This window comes from Marinobacter sp. (assembly GCF_048259445.1).
In the GTDB taxonomy this organism is placed as follows: domain Bacteria; phylum Pseudomonadota; class Gammaproteobacteria; order Pseudomonadales; family Oleiphilaceae; genus Marinobacter.
Genome location: NZ_JBLXHQ010000030.1, coordinates 1 through 18,400 on the forward strand (window position 1 = coordinate 1; position 18,400 = coordinate 18,400).

Below are 18,400 nucleotides of genomic sequence, written 5' to 3' on the forward strand. Positions count from 1 at the left end.
TTGTCCGGTATGCGTCCGACCGGCAAGCTTCATCTTGGTCATTACCACGGTGTGCTGAAAAACTGGGTGAAACTCCAGCACGAATTTGAGTGCTTCTTCTTTATTGCCGACTGGCATGCCCTCACGACACAGTACGATGACCCTTCCGGCATCGAACAAAGCGTCTGGGACATGGTGATCGACTGGCTCGCAGCCGGCGTTAACCCCGGGTCCTCCACCATGTTCATTCAGTCGCAGGTGCCTGAGCATGCAGAGCTGCACCTTTTACTCTCCATGATTACGCCCCTTGGCTGGCTGGAGCGCATCCCTACCTACAAGGACCAGCAGGAAAAGCTGCGGGAAAAAGACCTGGCAACCTACGGGTTCCTCGGCTACCCGCTGCTGCAAACTGCCGACATACTGATGTATCGCGCGGGCAAAGTGCCGGTGGGTGCAGATCAGGTATCTCATGTTGAAATTACCCGTGAGATCGCCCGACGATTCAACCACATCTATGGGCGCGAGCCCGGGTTTGAAGATCAGGCGGAGTCGGCCATCGTCAAAATGGGCAAGAAAAACGCCAAACTCTATCGCACCCTGAAAAAGCGTTACCAGGAAGAGGGCGACCTTGAAGCTCTTGAGACGGCTCGCGCTTTGCTGATGGAGCAGCAGAACATTTCCATCGGTGATCGTGAACGCCTCTACGGGTTTATTGAAGGTGGCGGCAAGGTCATACTTCCGGAGCCGCAGCCATTGCTGACGCCGGAATCCAAAATGCCGGGGCTGGACGGGCAGAAGATGTCCAAATCCTACAACAATTACATTGGACTGCGAGAAGAGCCGGATAGCGTCGCCCAGAAAGTCCGCACCATGCAGACTGACCCCCAGCGGGTGAGACGCACAGATCCGGGTGAGCCAGAGAAGTGTCCGGTTTGGGGCCTGCACAAAGTTTATTCTGATGACGCAACCAAAGAGTGGGTTCAGACTGGTTGTCGCAGCGCCGGTATCGGCTGTCTTGACTGCAAAAAACCACTGATTGATTCGATTATCGAAGAGCAGCGCCCCTTGCGTGAGCGGGCCCTGGAATACGAAGGTAACCCGGATCTGGTGCATTCGATTCTGCAGGAAGGGCGTGAACATGCCCGGGACGCGGCTCGTGATACGCTTGACGAAGTCCGTGCCGCAATGGGCCTGAGCTATCGTTAATCCAGTGAAGCCAGAGCCGGCCCCATTAGCAAAGGTATCCGGGAAGACGCTGGTCGATCTTCCCAAAGACCTGTATATACCGCCAGATGCACTTGCGGTATTTCTGGAAGCCTTTGAGGGGCCGCTCGATCTTTTGCTTTACCTCATTCGTCGCCAGAACATGGATATTCTGGACATAGACGTGAGTGAAATCACCCGGCAGTACATGGATTACATCGGAGCCGTAGAAGCCATGCGCTTCGAGTTGGCTGCGGAGTATCTGGTGATGGCAGCCACTCTCGCGGAAATAAAATCCCGCATGCTGCTGCCGAGGCACGAAAGTGATGAAGACGAAGAGTTGGACCCCAGGGCTGAACTGATTCGCCGGCTGCAACAGTATGAGCGTTTCAAGAAGGCCGCCGAGGATATCGACGCATTGCCAAGGATGGAGCGTGACAGTTTCTCTGTATCGGCATCGTTGCCGAAACTACCGTCGACCCAGCAGCATCCCGATGTCGACTTTCGGGAGATGATTCTTGCGCTTCGGGGTGTCCTGGAGCGAGCGGATCTTTTTACCAGCCACCATGTGGAAAGAGAAAAGCTCTCCACCCGAGAGCGAATGTCAGCCATTCTGTCTTTGTTGCAGGATGATCAGTTCGTTACTTTTCAGAGCCTCTTTAGTGTAGAGGAAGGAAGGCTCGGGGTAGTGGTTACGTTTCTGGCTATGCTGGAACTGGTGAAAGAGCAGCTGATTGAAGTAGTGCAGACAGACGTGCTGGGTTCCATTCACATGCGCGCCCGGGCTGCCCGCTAGATCATTCCGCATCGGAAAACGGCGCACCGAAGAACGGATAGCCATCATGAACGAAGAGCATCTTTCCAGAATTCAGGCGATTGCCGAAGCTGCGCTGCTGGCAGCCGGTAAGCCTCTCTCCTTAGACCAGTTAAGGGAACTGTTTACCGAGGATGAGCGCCCGGCCCGACAGGTTATGGAGCATGTGATGATGCTCCTTGGTAATGCGTGCGAGGGCCGGGGTTTTGAGCTTCGTAAAGTGGCCAGTGGCTATCGGCTTCAGGTTCGTGAGGAATATGCCCCCTGGGTCAGCCGGTTGTTTGAGGAAAAACCGCAGCGTTACTCCCGGGCCTTGCTGGAAACTCTTGCTCTTATTGCTTACCGACAGCCAATAACTCGCGGTGAAATTGAAGACATCCGTGGTGTTACGGTAAGCAGCAATATCATTCGCACATTACTTGAGAGAGAGTGGGTTCGGGTTGTGGGACATCGGGACGTTCCTGGCCGGCCTGCGATGTATGCAACCACCCGACAGTTTCTGGACTATTTCAATCTTTCCGGCCTGGATCAGATGCCACCTTTATCCGAGATCCGGGACCTGGAAGAAATAGGCAGAGAAATTGAAAAGAGCATTCAGGCCGAGATTGAGTTCGATTCAACTCCGGCAGAACCCGGCGAGGATAATCCTCCGGGTGAGACACTTCACTGATACCATTCGGGTGTCAGTCAGCGATTAAGGATTATGTTCATGGCGTCAGAACGCCCCGGAAGAAAGGCAAAACCGACCGCAGAAACGGTTACTAACGAAGGCCCGGAGCGGATCCAGAAGCTCCTCGCCCGCGCAGGCGTTGGTTCGCGAAGAGAAATTGAAGGCTGGATGGAAACCGGGCGCCTGACGGTCAATGGTGAGGCTGCAGTGCCGGGCCAGAAGGCAACCGTGAATGATCGCTTCGAACTGGATGAGAAACGACTTGAGGTTGCGGGCGCCGGGACGACTGTGCGCCGGGTGCTTATCTACAACAAGCCGGAAGGCGAAGTGACTACCCGGAAAGATCCCGAGGGCCGGCCGACGGTATTCGACCGCTTGCCCAGACTCAAGGATAACCGCTGGATATCCATAGGGCGTCTGGACATCAATACCACCGGGCTTGTGCTGTTTACTACCGACGGCGAACTCGCAAATCGCCTGATGCACCCCTCGAGTCAGATTGACCGGGAATATGCAGTCAGGGTTTTTGGTGAAGTTGATGATGCCATGATCGAACGCCTGATGGCGGGGGTCCTTCTTGAAGACGGCATGGCCAAATTCAGTGATTTAAGCCCGGCCGGCGGCAGCGGAATCAATCGCTGGTTTCACGTTACTCTTCTGGAAGGCCGTAACCGTGAGGTGAGGCGCTTGTGGGAGTCTCAGGGAGTGCGCGTAAGCCGCCTGAAGCGTGTGCGATATGGACCTGTTTTTCTGCCCAGTAGGCTGACGCTTGGCAAATGGGAAGAACTGGACCAAAAAGCAGTGGATACCCTGAGCAAAACGGTAGGGCTTGATTCAATCGATATACCGCAAAAAACGCCAGACGAGCAGGCGGCTCATGACCGGCTGAGAAGAAAGAGCCCGGGCAGTGGCAGCAAAAAAACCGGAGGGCGGCGTTGGGATGTCAGCGATACCAAGCCGGCTCGCAGCGGTGGCTCCGATAAGACTCGTGGCGGAGCGGGCAAGCCGAAAACAGGATCTGGCAGGCCCCGTAAGTCCCATTCAGGAAGTGCCGGTAAGTCGGGCAGGTAGGTCCTGTTTCGTTCCGGGCCGTGTTTTTCAGCCGATGGTAGCAAACACCCTTGTGCAGTTCCGGCCCTGATCCTTGGCTCTGTAAAGGGCCTCATCGGCGCGGGCTATCCATTGGTCTGCGTTTTCCTCCGGCATATGGCGGGCAACACCGCAGCTGATTGTGGCAGACAGCTCGGTGCCACCGCAGTCCACCCTAAGGCCTGCAATGGCGCTGCGTACCCGTTCTGCTACATCCCGCGCTTCCTGCTCGCCCGTGTGTGGCAGCAAAATTGCAAATTCTTCGCCGCCAAACCGATAAACGCTGTCTGAGTTTCTGATTGCAGCTTCCAGAGCTCCAGCGGTTAACCGCAGAAGATGATCGCCCACCACATGCCCATGTTGATCGTTTACCGATTTAAAATGATCCAGATCGCAGAGAATCAGGGAATACTCCTCGGCATGGCGTTCCGCAAGCAGGCATGCGCGCTGAAGGTGTTCGTCGAGGGCGCGCTTGTTCGGAATTGAGGTCAGAGCATCGGTCAGGGCTGCCTGTTCAATCGCGATAAACTGGCAGGCATTGCGGAGCGAGCAGATAGCCGCACTGATCATCATTTCAATGCCTTGCAGCTCGTCGGCCGAAAACTTTTGCCGACGATTCAACGTCAGCGTTCCGTAGTACACGCCTTCAAGGTTCAGCCGATACTCACAGCGGTGAGGGCCACCAATCCCGGTTGCATACACGAAATCACGGTGCGCTATCTGGTGGCGATAATTCAGGGAATCGAAGGGGATGATGCTTCCCAGCTCTTCCGCCAGAATGCCGAGCTGAGTCTCCAGAGACAGTGTAGTGGCAAGGCGTCTTGTGAGCCTGCTGAATGGGTCGGGAGTGTTCGACCAGCCCTGGTAGGCCTGTCGCAGAGCTGCCAGATCCTTCGGCTGAGAGGTAGTGTTCTGTATCGACGATATGTTTTTCACTGAGACTCACTCTCTGGCGGAATTGGTCATGCGCTTGAGGGTGATAAAAGCATGGTTTATGCCGTAATTTAATTTTGTTATATAAACCAGTTAGATATATTGAAGTATTAAGGTAATTTGAAGGGCCTGGCAGCCAACGCAAGCCTGAGCGTCAAAAAAACGGCAAGCCTGTTCCGATGGATACGTTTCCTGGCGCAAAATGCCTTTTCGTGAGGGGATGGGGATGGAGAATCCCTGTGTTAAACTCTGCGACCAATACCCGCGCCGTTTTCAGAAGTGAGCAACATTCCCTATGACGTTTCAGGCCCCAGAAAGTCTCTCTGAACAGATCGCCCAGCATTTGGGGCAGCGGATTGTGACGCGAGATCTGATACCCGGAAGTCGTATTCAGGAGCTCAAGGTTGCCGGCGACCTCAATGTCAGTCGCGGCTCGGTACGTGAAGCCCTTCTGATTCTGGAACGCAGGCATCTGATTGAGATTTTCCCTCGCCGCGGCGCGGTTGTTTCCAGCCTGACCGTGGCGAGCGTCAACAGCCTTTACGATATCTATATTGACTTGCTGTGCATGCTCGGGCGCAAAGTTATCGAACGCTGGACCGGCGATGAACTGGTCGGCGTTATGGGGCGGGTTCGGGAAGTTGAGGCGGTTATTCAGGCTGTGAACTCAACAGGTCCCGATGCTGCAGAAAAGGTTATCGAGGCCGGCTTCGGGGTAATGCGCTACGCCTACGGACTGGTCGATAATCCGTTTCTTGAGGAGACCCTTGAAAACTTACGGCCGGCCATCAGTCGCACCTATTTTGTTGCCCTGGAGAATTTCCGGGAAGGTATCGGGCAGACAGCTGTATTTTTCAGTCGCCTCGGAGAGGCAGCGGTGAGTGGAGATTCTGACCGCTTACAGGCAGCAATTAAGGCCTTTGGCGAGCACCAGCGCCAACAGGTATTGAGTATTCTCAGGGAGGAGGAGAGCGCGTGACATGCGCCTGAAGTCCATCAAGCTTGCCGGGTTCAAGTCATTTGTAGACCCCACCACAGTGCCGTTCCCCACGAATCTGACGGCGGTGGTAGGACCTAATGGCTGTGGTAAATCCAACATTATCGATGCCGTCCGCTGGGTGATGGGTGAAAGCTCCGCCAAGTACTTGCGGGGCGAATCCATGACCGACGTTATTTTCAATGGCTCCAGTGCCCGAAAACCAGTAGGCCAGGCGTCCATCGAACTGGTCTTTGATAATAGTGACGGTTCCGCTCCCGGAGAATTTGTCCGTTTTAACGAAATTTCAGTGCGCCGCAGGGTTTCCCGTGAAGGTCAGTCGGAATACTTTCTCAACGGTGCAAAGTGTCGCCGCAGGGATATTACCGATCTTTTTCTGGGCACCGGCCTCGGCCCCCGAAGTTACGCCATTATCGAACAGGGCATGATTTCTAGGCTGATTGAAGCCAAGCCAGAAGAGCTGCGAACGTATATTGAAGAAGCGGCCGGTATCTCGAAATATAAAGAACGTCGCCGGGAAACTGAAAACCGGATGCGTCGCACCCAGGAAAACCTTGAGCGCCTGACCGATCTTCGCGAAGAGCTCGGGCGCCAGCTGCAACATCTTGAACGGCAGGCTGCGGCCGCTGAGAAATACAAAGCCTACAAACACGAGGAGCGTCAGAAAAAAGCCGAGCTCACTGTTTTGCGGTGGCAGTCACTGGATAACGACCTGCAAAGTTGGCGTGGCAAAATTCGTGATACCGAGCTGGAGCTTGAGAAACAGCTGACCGAGCGCATCAGCCTGGAGACGTCTCTTGAGTCCCTCCGGGATGGCCATCACGAACGCACAGAACACTTTAATCGTGCGCAGGCCCGTTATTATGAGGCTGGAGCGGATATTGCCCGAATTGAACAAAGCCTTGAGCATCAGCGAGAGCGCAGTCGCCAGACCGCCGCAGAACTGGATCAGGCCATGGCTAACCAGCGCGAGCTTGCCCGGGAACTGAGCCAGGACGAGGAAAAGCTCGAAGGGATCCGCGAAGAACTCGCCATGATTGAGCCTGAACAAGAGGCCCTGAATATCCGTTCGGAAGAGTCCGGTGAGAAGCTTCAACAGGCGGAAGATGCCATGAGCGAGTGGCAGCAGCGCTGGGAAGAGTTCAGCTCACGCTCCGCAGATGCTCGCCGCGAGGCAGAGCTTGCCCAATCCCGCATCCGCTCGCTTGAAGAGGCTATAGATCAGTTGCTGGCTCGCCAGGAAAAGCTTCACGAAGAACAAGCGCAGCTGGATGGTCAGATTGACCGGGCTGAGCTTGAGTCGTTTCAGGAGCGACAGGAGGTGCTGGAGCTTCAACGCGAGGAAACTGTAGAGCGCATTGAAACCGTGCATGGTGAACTTCAGGATGCTCGCCATAACCAGCGTGATACCGAACAGAGCCTGTCTGACACCCGTCAGCGGGTTCAAAGCCTGCAGGCCGCTCTGGAGTCCCAACAGTCTTTGCTCGACGAGCAAATGGGCGGTCAGGATGACAGTTTGCAGGCATGGTTGGCGGAACATCAGCTGGCGGATCTACCCAGGGTTGCCGGAAATCTCCGCATAGACGATGGCTGGGAGTTTGCGCTGGAACAGGTTATCGGGCGCTTCAGCCAGGGGTTGCTGCTGCCCGATATTGATCAGCTGACTAAGGCTTTGCAAGGCGCACCAAAGGGTCTGGCCGTTATCCAGTCTGGCTCTGGTGGTGGCGCTTCGGCCCAGGCTCAGGGGTTGGCCGCCCGGGTTCACGGTATGGCTTCGGTCAGCGCCATGCTGGCGGGTATCGGTACCGTGGAAACCCTCGGTGATGCCCTGTCACAAAGGGCTGGGCTTCCAGAAGGCCACAGCCTCATCACCCGTGAGGGTGTATGGGTTGCACGCGACTGGGTTCTGATGCCGGATTCTGATGCCGGTCAGATTGGCGTTATCGAACGACAGAAAAAAGTGGATGAACTTGCGCAGCAGCTGGCTCAGGCAGAACAGTCTCTCGAAGAGGTGCGGGCTCGTTATGAAGCCCTGCAGGAACGCACAGAGAAGGCGGAGGCCGCAAGGGACGATGCTCAGGCCCGGCTGAGCGAAAGCGATCGCGAGCTTGGCCAGGTTGTCTCCCGAATCAGCGGGCTTCGCGCCCGCGCCGAACAGATTGATGCGCGGCTCGCACGCATACAGGAGGATGTTGCGGACGTAGCGTTGAACCTGGAAGAACAGCAAGAAAATCTTGGCATCGCTCGTGAGGAATGGCAGCAGGCGCTGATGTTGACCGAAGACGGAGATGATGAAAAAGAACGTCTGCTCGAGCAACGTGACATGCTCCGGGAAAAACTCGACGGTTTGCGCCAGGAAGCTCGCCACGATCGCGATCATGCGCATCAACTGCAACTGCAATTGCAGTCACTCAGCAGTCAGCGCGACGGTCTGAAGCAGACGATAGACCGCATGCAGCTGCAGAAAGAACGGCTGGAAGAGCGCCTGGAAATGCTCAGAGAGTCCCGGGAAAGCGCGGAAGAGCCCATGGAAGACCTCCAGATGCAACTTGAGGGCTTGCTGGATCGCCGGCTCGCGGAGGAGGAAAAACTCGGCGTGGCCCGTGATGCGCTGGAAGAGATTGATCGTGAGGTGCGGGAAAAAGAGCAGGGCAGGAGCGGCACAGATCACCGGATTCAGGACGTACGATCCAAGCTCGAGAAGCTTAAAATGGAATCCCAGGCGCTTGAAATCCGATCTGGTAACTACATTGAGCAGCTTGAAGAGCTGCATGTAAGGTTGCAGGACATACTGCCGCAGTTGCCGGAGGACGCGAATCAGGACGAGTGGGCTGCGGAGCTTGAGAAAATCGGTAGCCGGATTCAGCGCCTCGGGGCCATCAACCTTGCGGCAATTGATGAGTATCAGGTTCAGAGTGAGCGCAAAACCTATCTCGACAACCAGCACGAAGACCTGACAGAAGCGTTGGAGATTCTTGACACAGCGATTCGCAAAATTGATCGTGAAACCCGTCAACGCTTCAAGGAGACGTTCGATCAGATAAATGGAGGCCTGCAGGCTTTATTTCCAAAAGTTTTTGGTGGCGGCAATGCGTATCTGGAATTGACCGGCGAGGACCTGCTGGAAACGGGTGTGACGATCATGGCGAGGCCGCCAGGCAAGAAGAACAGCACTATCCATCTGCTTTCGGGGGGCGAAAAGGCGTTAACCGCTATCGCGCTGGTATTCTCCATATTCCAGCTCAACCCGGCGCCTTTCTGTATGCTTGATGAAGTTGACGCTCCGCTCGACGACGCTAATGTTGGTCGTTACGCCAATCTCGTCAAGGAAATGTCGAAACAGGTACAATTTATCTACATAACCCATAACAAGATCGCTATGGAAATGGCGGACCAGCTTATGGGCGTTACCATGCATGAGCCAGGGTGCTCGCGCCTGGTTTCGGTGGATGTGGACGAGGCGGCTGCGCTGGCGGAGGCCTGAGAGAGAACTGACCATAAATTCGTCAAGAATGACAATAAAGCCATGTGATGCGGCTTTGCGTTGTATTCATTACGGGCTTTTTTTAGAGTAATAGCCGGAGCCCCTTATTCGCTCCCGGACCCGATCTGCAAACAGGACAGCAGCACTATGTCACTTAGGGAATGGTTAATTGCCATCGGTACCCTGGTTATCATCGGCATTGTTATAGATGGTTTAAGGCGCATGCGCCGTGCCCGTAAGGAGTCTATCGCGATTTCTTCCGGTATGGGCGCTGATGATCTGAAAGGCTCGCCGCTGGATGAGGATCATAATCCTGAGCTTCCGAACGGAGGGGCGAGGGCTATTTCTAAAGATACGTTGGAAGAGCGCGGCTACGTGCGGCGCGAAAAACCCTCACGGTTTCGCGCTCCGCAACAGAAACCGACTCGGCCTGTTCGCGAAGCGTTGCAGGAAAAAGATACTTCGCCGGATGAGTCATTCCCGATTGATGGTGAAGAGACGGGGTTTTCTTCCATTGATCAAGAAGAGTTGACCGTTGATTCCGGCTGGGGTGCTGAAGATGAGGAGTTATCTGTACCAGAAACTTCTGCAACGGCGACAATCGATGTAGAAGAAGATACCGCCCGCCGCGAGCCGCAAAAAGCCGATCCGGAACAGCCTCTGGCCGGCGCTAACCGTCCGGAAGCCCGTGAGGTTATTGTTATCAATGTGCTTGCCCGCCAGGGAGAGGATTTCAGTGGCAGCGCGCTGCAGAAACTTTTTGAAGCCTGCGGTCTGGCCCATGGCGATATGGACATCTATCATCGCCACGAAGCAGAAGATACCACCAGCCCTGTGCAATTCAGTGTGGCGAATGCGGTTGAGCCAGGCACATTCAAGCCTGACGACGTAGCGGCAATGACCACGCCGGGTATCAGCTTTTTCATGAGCATGCCGGGCCCGACCAGTGCGTTGCAGGCCTTCGATTTCATGCTTGAAACCGCCCAGTGTGTTGTTCGTAATCTTGGCGGCGAGCTCAAAGATGAACGTCGTAGCGTTATGACAGCCCAGACCATTGAGCACTGTCGCCAGCGCATCCGCGAGTTCGAGCGCAAGCAGCGATCGCCACTCCGCTGAGCCGGTCTGGGTCAGAACTGAAATAACAATGCCCGGAGCCATCCGGGCATTTTTTTGACAGCCAAGAGCACGAATCTATGAGTAAGCCTTCACCGGACACTATCAAGCGGGTAGAGGAACTGCGGTCAGCCCTTGATGAGCATAATTACCGGTATTACGTGCTGGATGATCCCGGTATCCCGGATGCGGAGTACGACCGCCTGTTCCGGGAATTGCAAAAACTCGAGAATGAATATCCTGATCTGGCGTCGGACGATTCGCCCACCCGTCGTGTAGGCAGCAGTGCAGAGACCAGTTTTGAAGAAGTGATCCATCGACTGCCTATGTTGTCGCTGGATAATGCATTCAGTGAAGACGAGCTCCGTGATTTCGACCGCAGGGTCAGGGAACGGCTCAGCAGTGATGAAGACGTTGAGTACGTGTGTGAGCCAAAGCTGGATGGGCTTGCTGTCAGCCTGCATTACGAGAAGGGCTCGCTTACGCGGGCGGCAACCCGGGGCGATGGCTATGCCGGCGAGGATATCACGGCAAACATCCGCACTATCCCCTCTGTGCCGCTGCGTTTGAGAGGTAAGGATGTTCCGGATCTGGTGGAAGTCCGGGGTGAGGTTTATATGCCCAGAGCGGGCTTTGAAGCTTTGAACAGCCGGTTGACGGATCAGGGTGAGAAAACCTTCGTAAACCCCCGGAACGCAGCGGCCGGCAGCCTGCGCCAGAAAAAGTCCACTGTCACGGCGCGGCGCCCCCTGGAAATGTGTGCCTACAGTGTTGCGGTAACCGATGAAAGTCTGTTGCCGGATACGCAATGGGAGAGCCTTCAGCAAGTTCAGCGTTGGGGCTTCCGTATCAATCCCGAAATGCGCAAGGCCCTGGGCGCAGGCGAATGCCTCGCGGCCTATGAGGAGCTGATGCAGAAGCGCGATACGCTGCCGTATGAAATTGACGGCATCGTATTCAAGGTGAACCGGCTGGATTACCAGGAAAAGCTGGGGTTTGTCTCTCGGGCGCCGCGCTGGGCAATCGCCCAGAAGTTTCCTGCCCAGGAAGAGTTGACGATCATTGAGGATGTGGAGTTTCAGGTAGGGCGCACAGGCGCCGTTACCCCCGTGGCGCGCCTCAAGCCAGTCTTTGTGGGTGGTGTGACGGTCAGCAATGCGACCTTGCACAACATGGATGAGATTCGCCGCCTGGACGTCCGGATCGGCGACACAGTGTTTATCCGCAGGGCCGGTGATGTTATTCCCAAGGTTGTGAAGGTGGTACTTGAAAAACGCCCGGCAAATGCTGAATTGGTAGAACTCCCCAAACAATGCCCTGTGTGCGATTCGGATGTTATCCAGATTGAAGGTGAGGCAATCGCGCGATGTTCAGGCGGTCTGTATTGTCCAGCGCAGCGAAAAGAAGCGATTCGGCATTACGCCTCCAGAAAGGCCCTGGATATTGAAGGGCTTGGCGACAAGTGGATTGATATTCTGGTAGACCAGGGCATGGTGAAAACCGTTGCGGATATTTATCTGCTGACCACGAAAGACTTAACCCGCCTGGAGCGCATGGGAGAAAAATCGGCTTCCAATCTGGTAGAAGCCATTGATCGTTCCCGGGAGCCAGTATTGTGGCGCTTTTTGTACGCACTGGGTATCCGGGAAGTAGGTGAGGCCACGGCAAAGTCCCTGGCGTCCCATTTCGGCACTCTTGAGGCTGTAGCCGAAGCAGATGAAGAAGCACTTATTGCAGTGCCGGATGTCGGGCCGATTGTTGCAGGCCATATCCGCAGCTTTTTTGAGCAACCCCATAACCGGGAAACACTGGATGCGCTGCGTGAGGCCGGCGTTAAGTGGCAGGAAGAGGAAGTTACCGCCGGCGCCAGACCGCTTCAGGGCCAGACCTGGGTGCTCACGGGAACCCTGTCGGAACTTACCCGTGATGAGGCCCGGGAAAAGCTGGAATCGCTGGGCGCGAAGGTAGCTGGCAGCGTGTCTAAAAAGACAGCCTGTGTTGTGGCAGGTGAGGCGGCCGGTTCCAAGTTGGCAAAAGCAGAACAGCTTGGCGTGCTGATCCTGGATGAGCCGGCGTTACTGGATATGCTGAAGGAGCACAATCTGTTTTGAGCACTGGCGTCACAGTTTTCGGGGAACAGCCCCGCAGGCTGTGGCTGGCCGGTGAATCTGAGAACTCGCGCAGATACCCCGTTTCCGAAACTGGCTAACATGGCGTTGCTCTGTAACGGTGTGTAAATCACTGGTTTGCGCCAGCGTGCCCACACGGCCATAACAACAACGTTCTGAAACGGATTTTTCCATGCGCGCCGAGTTGTTTCCCCGCCCTGTCATGATTATGCAGGTGGTCATTGTTCTGCTGCTTGCCCTTACCGCCTCAGGCTGCAAAACCGAGAAAAATCCGGATCAGCCAACGATCCTGGGGATACCACCGGCGACTGCCTATCTGGGTGTGGAGTACTACTACAATTTTGGTGCTTACGGTGGCGAGGACATACTCGATTATACGCTGACGAATGCGCCGTCCTGGCTGGCTCTTGAAGATACCAGCAACAAAGCCCGGCAGGGAGTCATCATGCGCGGTGTGCCAGGCCTCAGTGGCGGCGCCCGAGGCGATGCCGACCTTGGTAAGCTGACAAACATTAATCTTGTGAGCACAGACGGCGAGATGGCGGGCGCTCAGCCATTCGATATTGAAGTCAAATACAACGCACTCGCATTGGAATCAGATCCTTTTACAGAGGGCGCATCACCGACTATTCCGGATACTCGCCGGGAGCGTTGTGAATTGCCCGATCTCGAAACTCCCGGTGAACACAGCTTCACCATCAATACCTACGATGCAAACGGTGCTGTTTCCGGCACCCGCGATCTTACGCTGCCTACCCGGTCGGTTTTCGTAAAAGTACTGCTCGACCGGCCTTCGGTAACACGGGTAGCGGTTGCTTTCGATCTGACATCCGATTACGACGCATCCAGTTGCGATCCTGGCGTGACTGCGCCTGATCAGCGTTGTGATCATGGCAAAGCCAATGCCGGCGATGCCATCCCGGGGCAGGATATCGTGGCTTTGGGCAGTGGCAGTGATTCCCTACTGGAAAACCTTTCCTACCTGACCTATGAAGCCGATAACACCGGAGTTAATACCGGCGGTGTTGTGACATTCGAGCCAGGAATTACAGAGTGCTACATTCGTCTGGAGGTTGTAGACGATAGCTTTCCCGAGCCTTCGGAGGCCTTGCAGCTGAACCTCACGGAAGTGCGTTCCGGACTCGCCGGGCTGGGAGAAACCAACGGGGGTGTCCGCACCACATTGGTGATTGATGACAATGAGCCGAGAGTAAGCCTTGAAACCATCGTTGGTGGATCGCGGGATACGCTGAATGTTGGCGGCTCCCGGACATACGTAGCGCGCCTGACCGGGGAACGAGAGGGTGCGGTCCGTGCAAAGCTGGGTCATTCAGACGACTCCACCGCCCGGCTGGGTACCGAGTTCAGCACCAGCCTGCCTGGAGATGAGCTTGTATTTCCGGAGGGCGTGGATGAGCTTACATTCATGATCAATGTTATCGACCCGGGCACTTATTCCAACCCGGGCCTGGATGATCGTTTTATCCTGCTGGGCCTGAACGAGAGCTTTCAGCTCGGTCGTGAAAACTATGCTCGTGCAGCGGAAGATGAAACTCTACGTATCAGTATCAACGAGCTTGTGTCACCACTGGTTTTCGGCTCCGGAAACAGTTTTGTCGCAACGGATGTAACTGTGGGTCATGCGGGAAGAATCTTTGTGACCGGATACGCCAGTGTGGATAACGACAGGGTTATGGTTGGTATTTTCAGCCAGAAAGGTGGCTTGCTTCAAATGCTTGAAGTGTCGGGGGCCGGAGATCAGTTATCCGGGCCAGAACCAATGATCAGCGTGGCCAGGCGCGAGGTGACAAAGAACAACATCAAGACTGATCGCTTCGAGCTTTTGGTGACTTACAGCACAGATAGAGCCGTGGCCGGTACCACAGAGCAGGGCGGTATGGATATTGTCAGCTCGCTGTACTGGTACGACGAAGCAAGTAATGGCGGTGAGTATGTTGAAACCTGGACGACCCGCACGGGTACCACTGGTGATGACCTGGTTCGCTGGGCAGGCCTGAACACCGCAAGCGGTTTTGTTGTGATTGCCGGCGAGACCGATGGTGTCTGGCCCGGGCAAGCGGCAACCGGAGGCTTTGACAGTTTTCTGCAACGGATAGATTCACTCGCTGATGGAAACGGCTTCGCTCCGGCGCTGGCCTGGACACGGCAGGTCGGATCATCTGCAGATGACCGCGTGGCAGGCGCAAGTGCGACGGGTATCAGCCCTTCAGTGTTCGGGTCGGCGCGGGGTGCCGTTAACGGTGAGCCCTCATTGGGGGGCGAGGACGCCTATTTTTACACCACGGCATCAGGTGACGGTAACCTCATGGTATATCAGAGAGGTACAGACGCGGATGAGCAGATTGCCAGCGGTATAGTAGACGGAAGCACCCTGTGGTTGCTGGGCAACGGCAGCAATGAATATACGGTCGAGCAGGAAGAAGACAGCCTGAGCCTGACAAGTCAGCCCGACTCCAGCGCAAGCGGCTTCGTGTTGGGCTATACCACCGCTGGTGATCTTGTCCGCGCGTTTAACCTGAATGATGACGGGGATGTCTCGGAAGAGCGGTTCGTGGCATTAACGGGCTTTGCCGGTGATCTGGTCGCAGCCGGGAAGACCAGTGGTGACTATACTGGTACCGCTGGCACCAGTGGCAGTAGCGCCGGCATTATCTCTCGGGTGTCATTGGTGCCAGAATCTGAACCGGATGCGGAAAACAGTGTGTTCCGAAACGAATGGCGTGGTCAGCTGATTGCTGGTGACTCGGAAATCCTGCGGCTTGCCAACTACCGGGACGACGAAATTGTGGCCCTGGCACGGGTGGGTTCATTCTGGTTGATATTGCTGTTCAGCCCCGAGGGTGTGTTGCTGAACCTTTAGTGAGTGGCAAACCTGGTGGTTAACTCTAAACGCTGCCTTGTTGCCCACCTGCACTGGCGTACAGGCGAAGATAGTCCGTGCTGGTGACAACGCCAATAGCCTGCCCCTGGGCATCTACAACCAGAGCTGCATTAAGTTGGTGTGCCAGCATCAGCCTGGCAAGCTGGTGGGCATCGGTTTCAGGAGAGGCTGTCAGGAATGCCGGTAGCTCGATGTGGGTCAGGTTCTGGCTCATGGCATTGGTCGGGTTTTCGTGCAGCCAGGCCAATAGCCACTGCTGTGCTACGAGCCCGGCAACGTTCGTGTCGGCGGTAACGACAAGGTGGTTGGAGCCTTGTTCGTCCATCATGGTGATCGTTTCACCCACGGTTGCTGAGGCGGGTATTGAGTACAGTGATGGAGAGCAGATAGAAGAGACTGGCAAATAAGGCCGTTGGTCTTTGCGTTCACCCGCTGCGGCCGCGCCGTACTCTTCCAGAGCACGGTGTCGGCCCGACTGAGCTGCTAACTGAAACTCGGCGTCTGTTGCTTCACCGCGCTGGGGATTGATCGGCTGGCTCTCCGTCAGCTCGCTGACATCACCCACGCGTCGCCCCCGGAATATTTCCGGCAATCTTGTCCCGACGGGACGGCCTGGCTCGCTGACATGAATAGACACCTGCATTACCCTCTGAAGACGACACCTTTCAGACAGTGTATCGGCGCGAGAGTGCATAGCATTAGTAATAATTAATTACGAAGGCGCCACTTTTGGCAGGTGCATTCGCCCGGTAGCCACTCTTTTTGCCAGTTGTGCAGGAAGTGCCGATGGCTGTTGCGTTAACTGGTCCGCAACGAATTCTGCAAGCAGGGGTGCATAGGTTAAGCCTTTGCTCCCTAAACCGGTCAGAAGGTAAATGCCCTCCTGAACCTGCCCATTTGCTTCGAAGAGCGGCCCGGCAACGGGTTGATAATCATGGGTGGTGCAACGGAAGCCGACGCGCCCCGCCAGTTGATCTGGCAGATTACCGGATGCCATTTCCGCTGACAGCATTTGCGGAACCATTGCGGAAAGCTCCCGGATATTCTCACGGTGGCTCTCTGCTGTCGGGGCAGGTTCGTCGCTGTGAAGGTCAAACGTTGCTCCAATAACAGCCAGTTGCTCGCCCTCGGTGCCTTGAGCCGGGTTGAAATAGCGGGCGCCACAGATAACAGCCTTCGGATTTGTAATCAGGGGGGCGGGCATATGCGTGACCTGCCCGCGAATGGCTTTGAAGCGGAATGTTCCCGGACCCGGAACCAGCTTTGGGCTCAAGTGCCCGGCGCATATAACAACCCGGTCTGCCAGGATGTTCGGGTTGCCGGTGCCGGACAGGAGCCACTTGCCTTCGGAGGCAGCCACCTGCCCAACTGAAAAGCCAAAAACTCTGTGAATGCCCGGGTGCGAAGCGAGTGATTTACAGAGCTCGCCAGGCGCGAGCCAGCCGCTGGAGGGAAACCATAGCCCACCACTCTCAAGGCGACTGTCCGTGAGTGTTTCGGCTTCCTGCCTGGTTACCGCGCGCAGAATTTCTTCCGGGTACCGGTTACGCTCGATAAACCGCCGCTGGCGATCCTTTTCACCTTCATTCCAGGCAAGTTGCAGCAGGCCTGTCGGGTGCCAGTGTTGGCCGCGATAGGGGCTGTAATAGCGCTGGCTGAAAGTCAGTGCAGACAGGGCAAGCTGAGTCTGGTGATTAAACTCCACACCAAGCTTTACGTACATCGCGCCCTGAAGGTTACCGGATGCTGCAGAGCCCGCCTCATCAGCGGAATCTATCAGTGTAACGCTATAACCTCTTTGTGCGAGGTTGTTTGCAAGAAGGCAGCCTGCAATGCCAGCACCAATAACAGCGACCGATTTGCCAGGCGCCCCGGGCGCATCCCGTGTTACTGATCTCTCCGAAGGTGCAAGATCATCCCCTAGCCAGGCGTCAGCCTGGAAATCGAGCTCGTCCCACGCGTTGTCTTTGTTGCCAAAGAACAGTGTCAGGCGAATACGGCCGCCGTCCAGGATCAGGCGGTGAGCGCCGCGAACCAGAGGTGGATAATTGGATATAAGTTCTTTCGATAAGTTTCGAAACTCTGGCCAGGCTGACAGCGCTCTTTCCAGGTCTTGCCGGGTCAGTGGGTAAGGCTCAACGGCTATAAAGTGAAGCGTCGCCGCATGGGCAGGCCCATGGGTTTGCCAGGCCTGCCATGTCGCCAGAAAAGTCAGGCCTGTGCCGAAGCCGGCCTCTGCAATCACGAAGGATCCCGCCTCAGGAACGGCGGCAAAACGCGCAGGCAGATTGTTGCTTTCGATGAGCTCTTTGCGAGACTTTTCCAGCCCGTTATAGCGGTTGCAGTAGATATCTCCGAATTGTTTCGATTCGGGCATATCATCGCGCCAGGTCAATTCCGCCGCGTCTATGGCTGGCGGAATGGCAGGGGAAGTCATTCAGCTGTCCTGTTGTGTCCCGTTACTCCAGTAAAGTAACGCTCTCGATTACAACGGGATTTACCGGCACATCGGCCATGCCCCGGACGCGGGCAGTCTGAACACCGGCAATGGTGTCAACCACACCCATACCTGCTGTTACCTTCGCGAAAACGGCATAGCCTGCGCCGCGAACGCCTGCGTTCAGAAAATCATTTTTTGCTACGTTGATGAAAAACTGCGACGTTGCGGAATCGGGGGCATTGGTTCTCGCCATGGCAACTGTACCGCGGAGATTGGGAAGCGTTGGCGATGCTTCATTTTTGATCGGCGTCCGAGTTTCCTTGCGTGCCATATCTTCAGTAAAACCGCCGCCCTGGATCATGAAGCCCGGGATAACCCGGTGAAAAACGGTGCCGTCAAAAAAACCTTCCCGGGCATATTGCAGGAAGTTCTCAACCGTCTGGGGAGCCACGTCAGGCCGAAGTTGCAGCTCGATAGCGCCTTCACTGGTGAGGATCCGTACCTTCGGTAGCTCAGCGTCGACATCTTTGCTATCGGTCTGGGCATGAGCCGGAAGCGTTAAAAAAGATAAGCCGAGAATCATAACTACGACGTGGATCACATTACTCAGGGGTTTTGCCAGATTTATCATCGTTGGGGCTCTCAGT

Annotated in this window: 13 protein-coding genes; 9 read left to right on the forward strand and 4 right to left on the reverse strand. The window is 55.7% G+C overall.

All coding sequences use genetic code 11. The annotated features are described in order from the left end of the window. The first annotated feature begins 9 nt into the window (after nt 1-9). From ACN0RL_RS17135 to rluB, 4 genes are read left to right on the forward strand one after another with little or no spacing between them, the layout of a single operon-like run. Nucleotides 10-1,185, forward strand: coding sequence for a tryptophan--tRNA ligase (locus tag ACN0RL_RS17135; protein WP_417519113.1), 1,176 nt, complete (start codon nt 10-12; stop codon nt 1,183-1,185). A gap of 4 nt (nt 1,186-1,189) precedes the next feature. Beyond that, a complete protein-coding gene (locus ACN0RL_RS17140; RefSeq protein WP_417519030.1) occupies nt 1,190-1,978 on the forward strand; it encodes a segregation and condensation protein A in 789 nt (262 codons plus the stop codon). A gap of 46 nt (nt 1,979-2,024) precedes the next feature. Continuing rightward, on the forward strand, nt 2,025-2,666 hold the full coding sequence (gene scpB / locus ACN0RL_RS17145; RefSeq protein ID WP_417519032.1) for an SMC-Scp complex subunit ScpB: 642 nt from the start codon (nt 2,025-2,027) through the stop codon (nt 2,664-2,666). A 39-nt stretch (nt 2,667-2,705) separates the two neighbouring features. Further along, the gene (gene rluB, locus ACN0RL_RS17150; protein WP_417519034.1) at nt 2,706-3,737 is read left to right on the forward strand and encodes a 23S rRNA pseudouridine(2605) synthase RluB; all 1,032 of its coding nucleotides are present in this window, start codon (nt 2,706-2,708) and stop codon (nt 3,735-3,737) included. Between the two features lie 27 nt (nt 3,738-3,764). Here the strand turns inward: rluB and ACN0RL_RS17155 are convergent, their stop codons facing one another. Next, a complete protein-coding gene (locus ACN0RL_RS17155; protein WP_417519036.1) occupies nt 3,765-4,691 on the reverse strand; it encodes a GGDEF domain-containing protein in 927 nt (308 codons plus the stop codon). A gap of 292 nt (nt 4,692-4,983) precedes the next feature. Here ACN0RL_RS17155 and ACN0RL_RS17160 point away from each other — a divergent pair, with 292 nt between their 5' ends. From ACN0RL_RS17160 to ACN0RL_RS17180, 5 genes are all read left to right on the forward strand, one after another. After that, on the forward strand, nt 4,984-5,667 hold the full coding sequence (locus tag ACN0RL_RS17160; RefSeq protein ID WP_417519038.1) for a GntR family transcriptional regulator: 684 nt from the start codon (nt 4,984-4,986) through the stop codon (nt 5,665-5,667). 1 nt (nt 5,668) lies between these two features. Further along, a complete protein-coding gene (smc, locus tag ACN0RL_RS17165) occupies nt 5,669-9,169 on the forward strand; it encodes a chromosome segregation protein SMC (RefSeq protein WP_417519040.1) in 3,501 nt (1,166 codons plus the stop codon). Nucleotides 9,170-9,316: 147 nt separating this feature from the next. Next, nucleotides 9,317-10,285, forward strand: coding sequence for a cell division protein ZipA (gene zipA, locus ACN0RL_RS17170; protein ID WP_417519042.1), 969 nt, complete (start codon nt 9,317-9,319; stop codon nt 10,283-10,285). Between the two features lie 77 nt (nt 10,286-10,362). After that, nucleotides 10,363-12,393, forward strand: coding sequence for an NAD-dependent DNA ligase LigA (ligA, locus tag ACN0RL_RS17175; protein ID WP_417519044.1), 2,031 nt, complete (start codon nt 10,363-10,365; stop codon nt 12,391-12,393). A gap of 190 nt (nt 12,394-12,583) precedes the next feature. Further along, complete coding sequence (locus tag ACN0RL_RS17180) at nt 12,584-15,292, forward strand: Calx-beta domain-containing protein (RefSeq protein WP_417519046.1); 2,709 nt, start codon at nt 12,584-12,586, stop codon at nt 15,290-15,292. A 25-nt stretch (nt 15,293-15,317) separates the two neighbouring features. On the opposite strand, the gene ACN0RL_RS17185 is transcribed toward ACN0RL_RS17180, so the two are convergent. From ACN0RL_RS17185 to ACN0RL_RS17195, 3 genes are all read right to left on the reverse strand, one after another. Further along, nucleotides 15,318-15,950, reverse strand: coding sequence for a CBS domain-containing protein (locus tag ACN0RL_RS17185; protein WP_417519048.1), 633 nt, complete (start codon nt 15,948-15,950; stop codon nt 15,318-15,320). Between the two features lie 75 nt (nt 15,951-16,025). After that, nucleotides 16,026-17,750, reverse strand: a complete 1,725-nt coding sequence (gene mnmC, locus ACN0RL_RS17190) for an FAD-dependent 5-carboxymethylaminomethyl-2-thiouridine(34) oxidoreductase MnmC (protein ID WP_417519050.1) — start codon at nt 17,748-17,750, stop codon at nt 16,026-16,028. Nucleotides 17,751-17,772: 22 nt separating this feature from the next. Continuing rightward, on the reverse strand, nt 17,773-18,384 hold the full coding sequence (locus ACN0RL_RS17195) for a peptidylprolyl isomerase (RefSeq protein WP_417519052.1): 612 nt from the start codon (nt 18,382-18,384) through the stop codon (nt 17,773-17,775). Nucleotides 18,385-18,400: the final 16 nt, after the last annotated feature.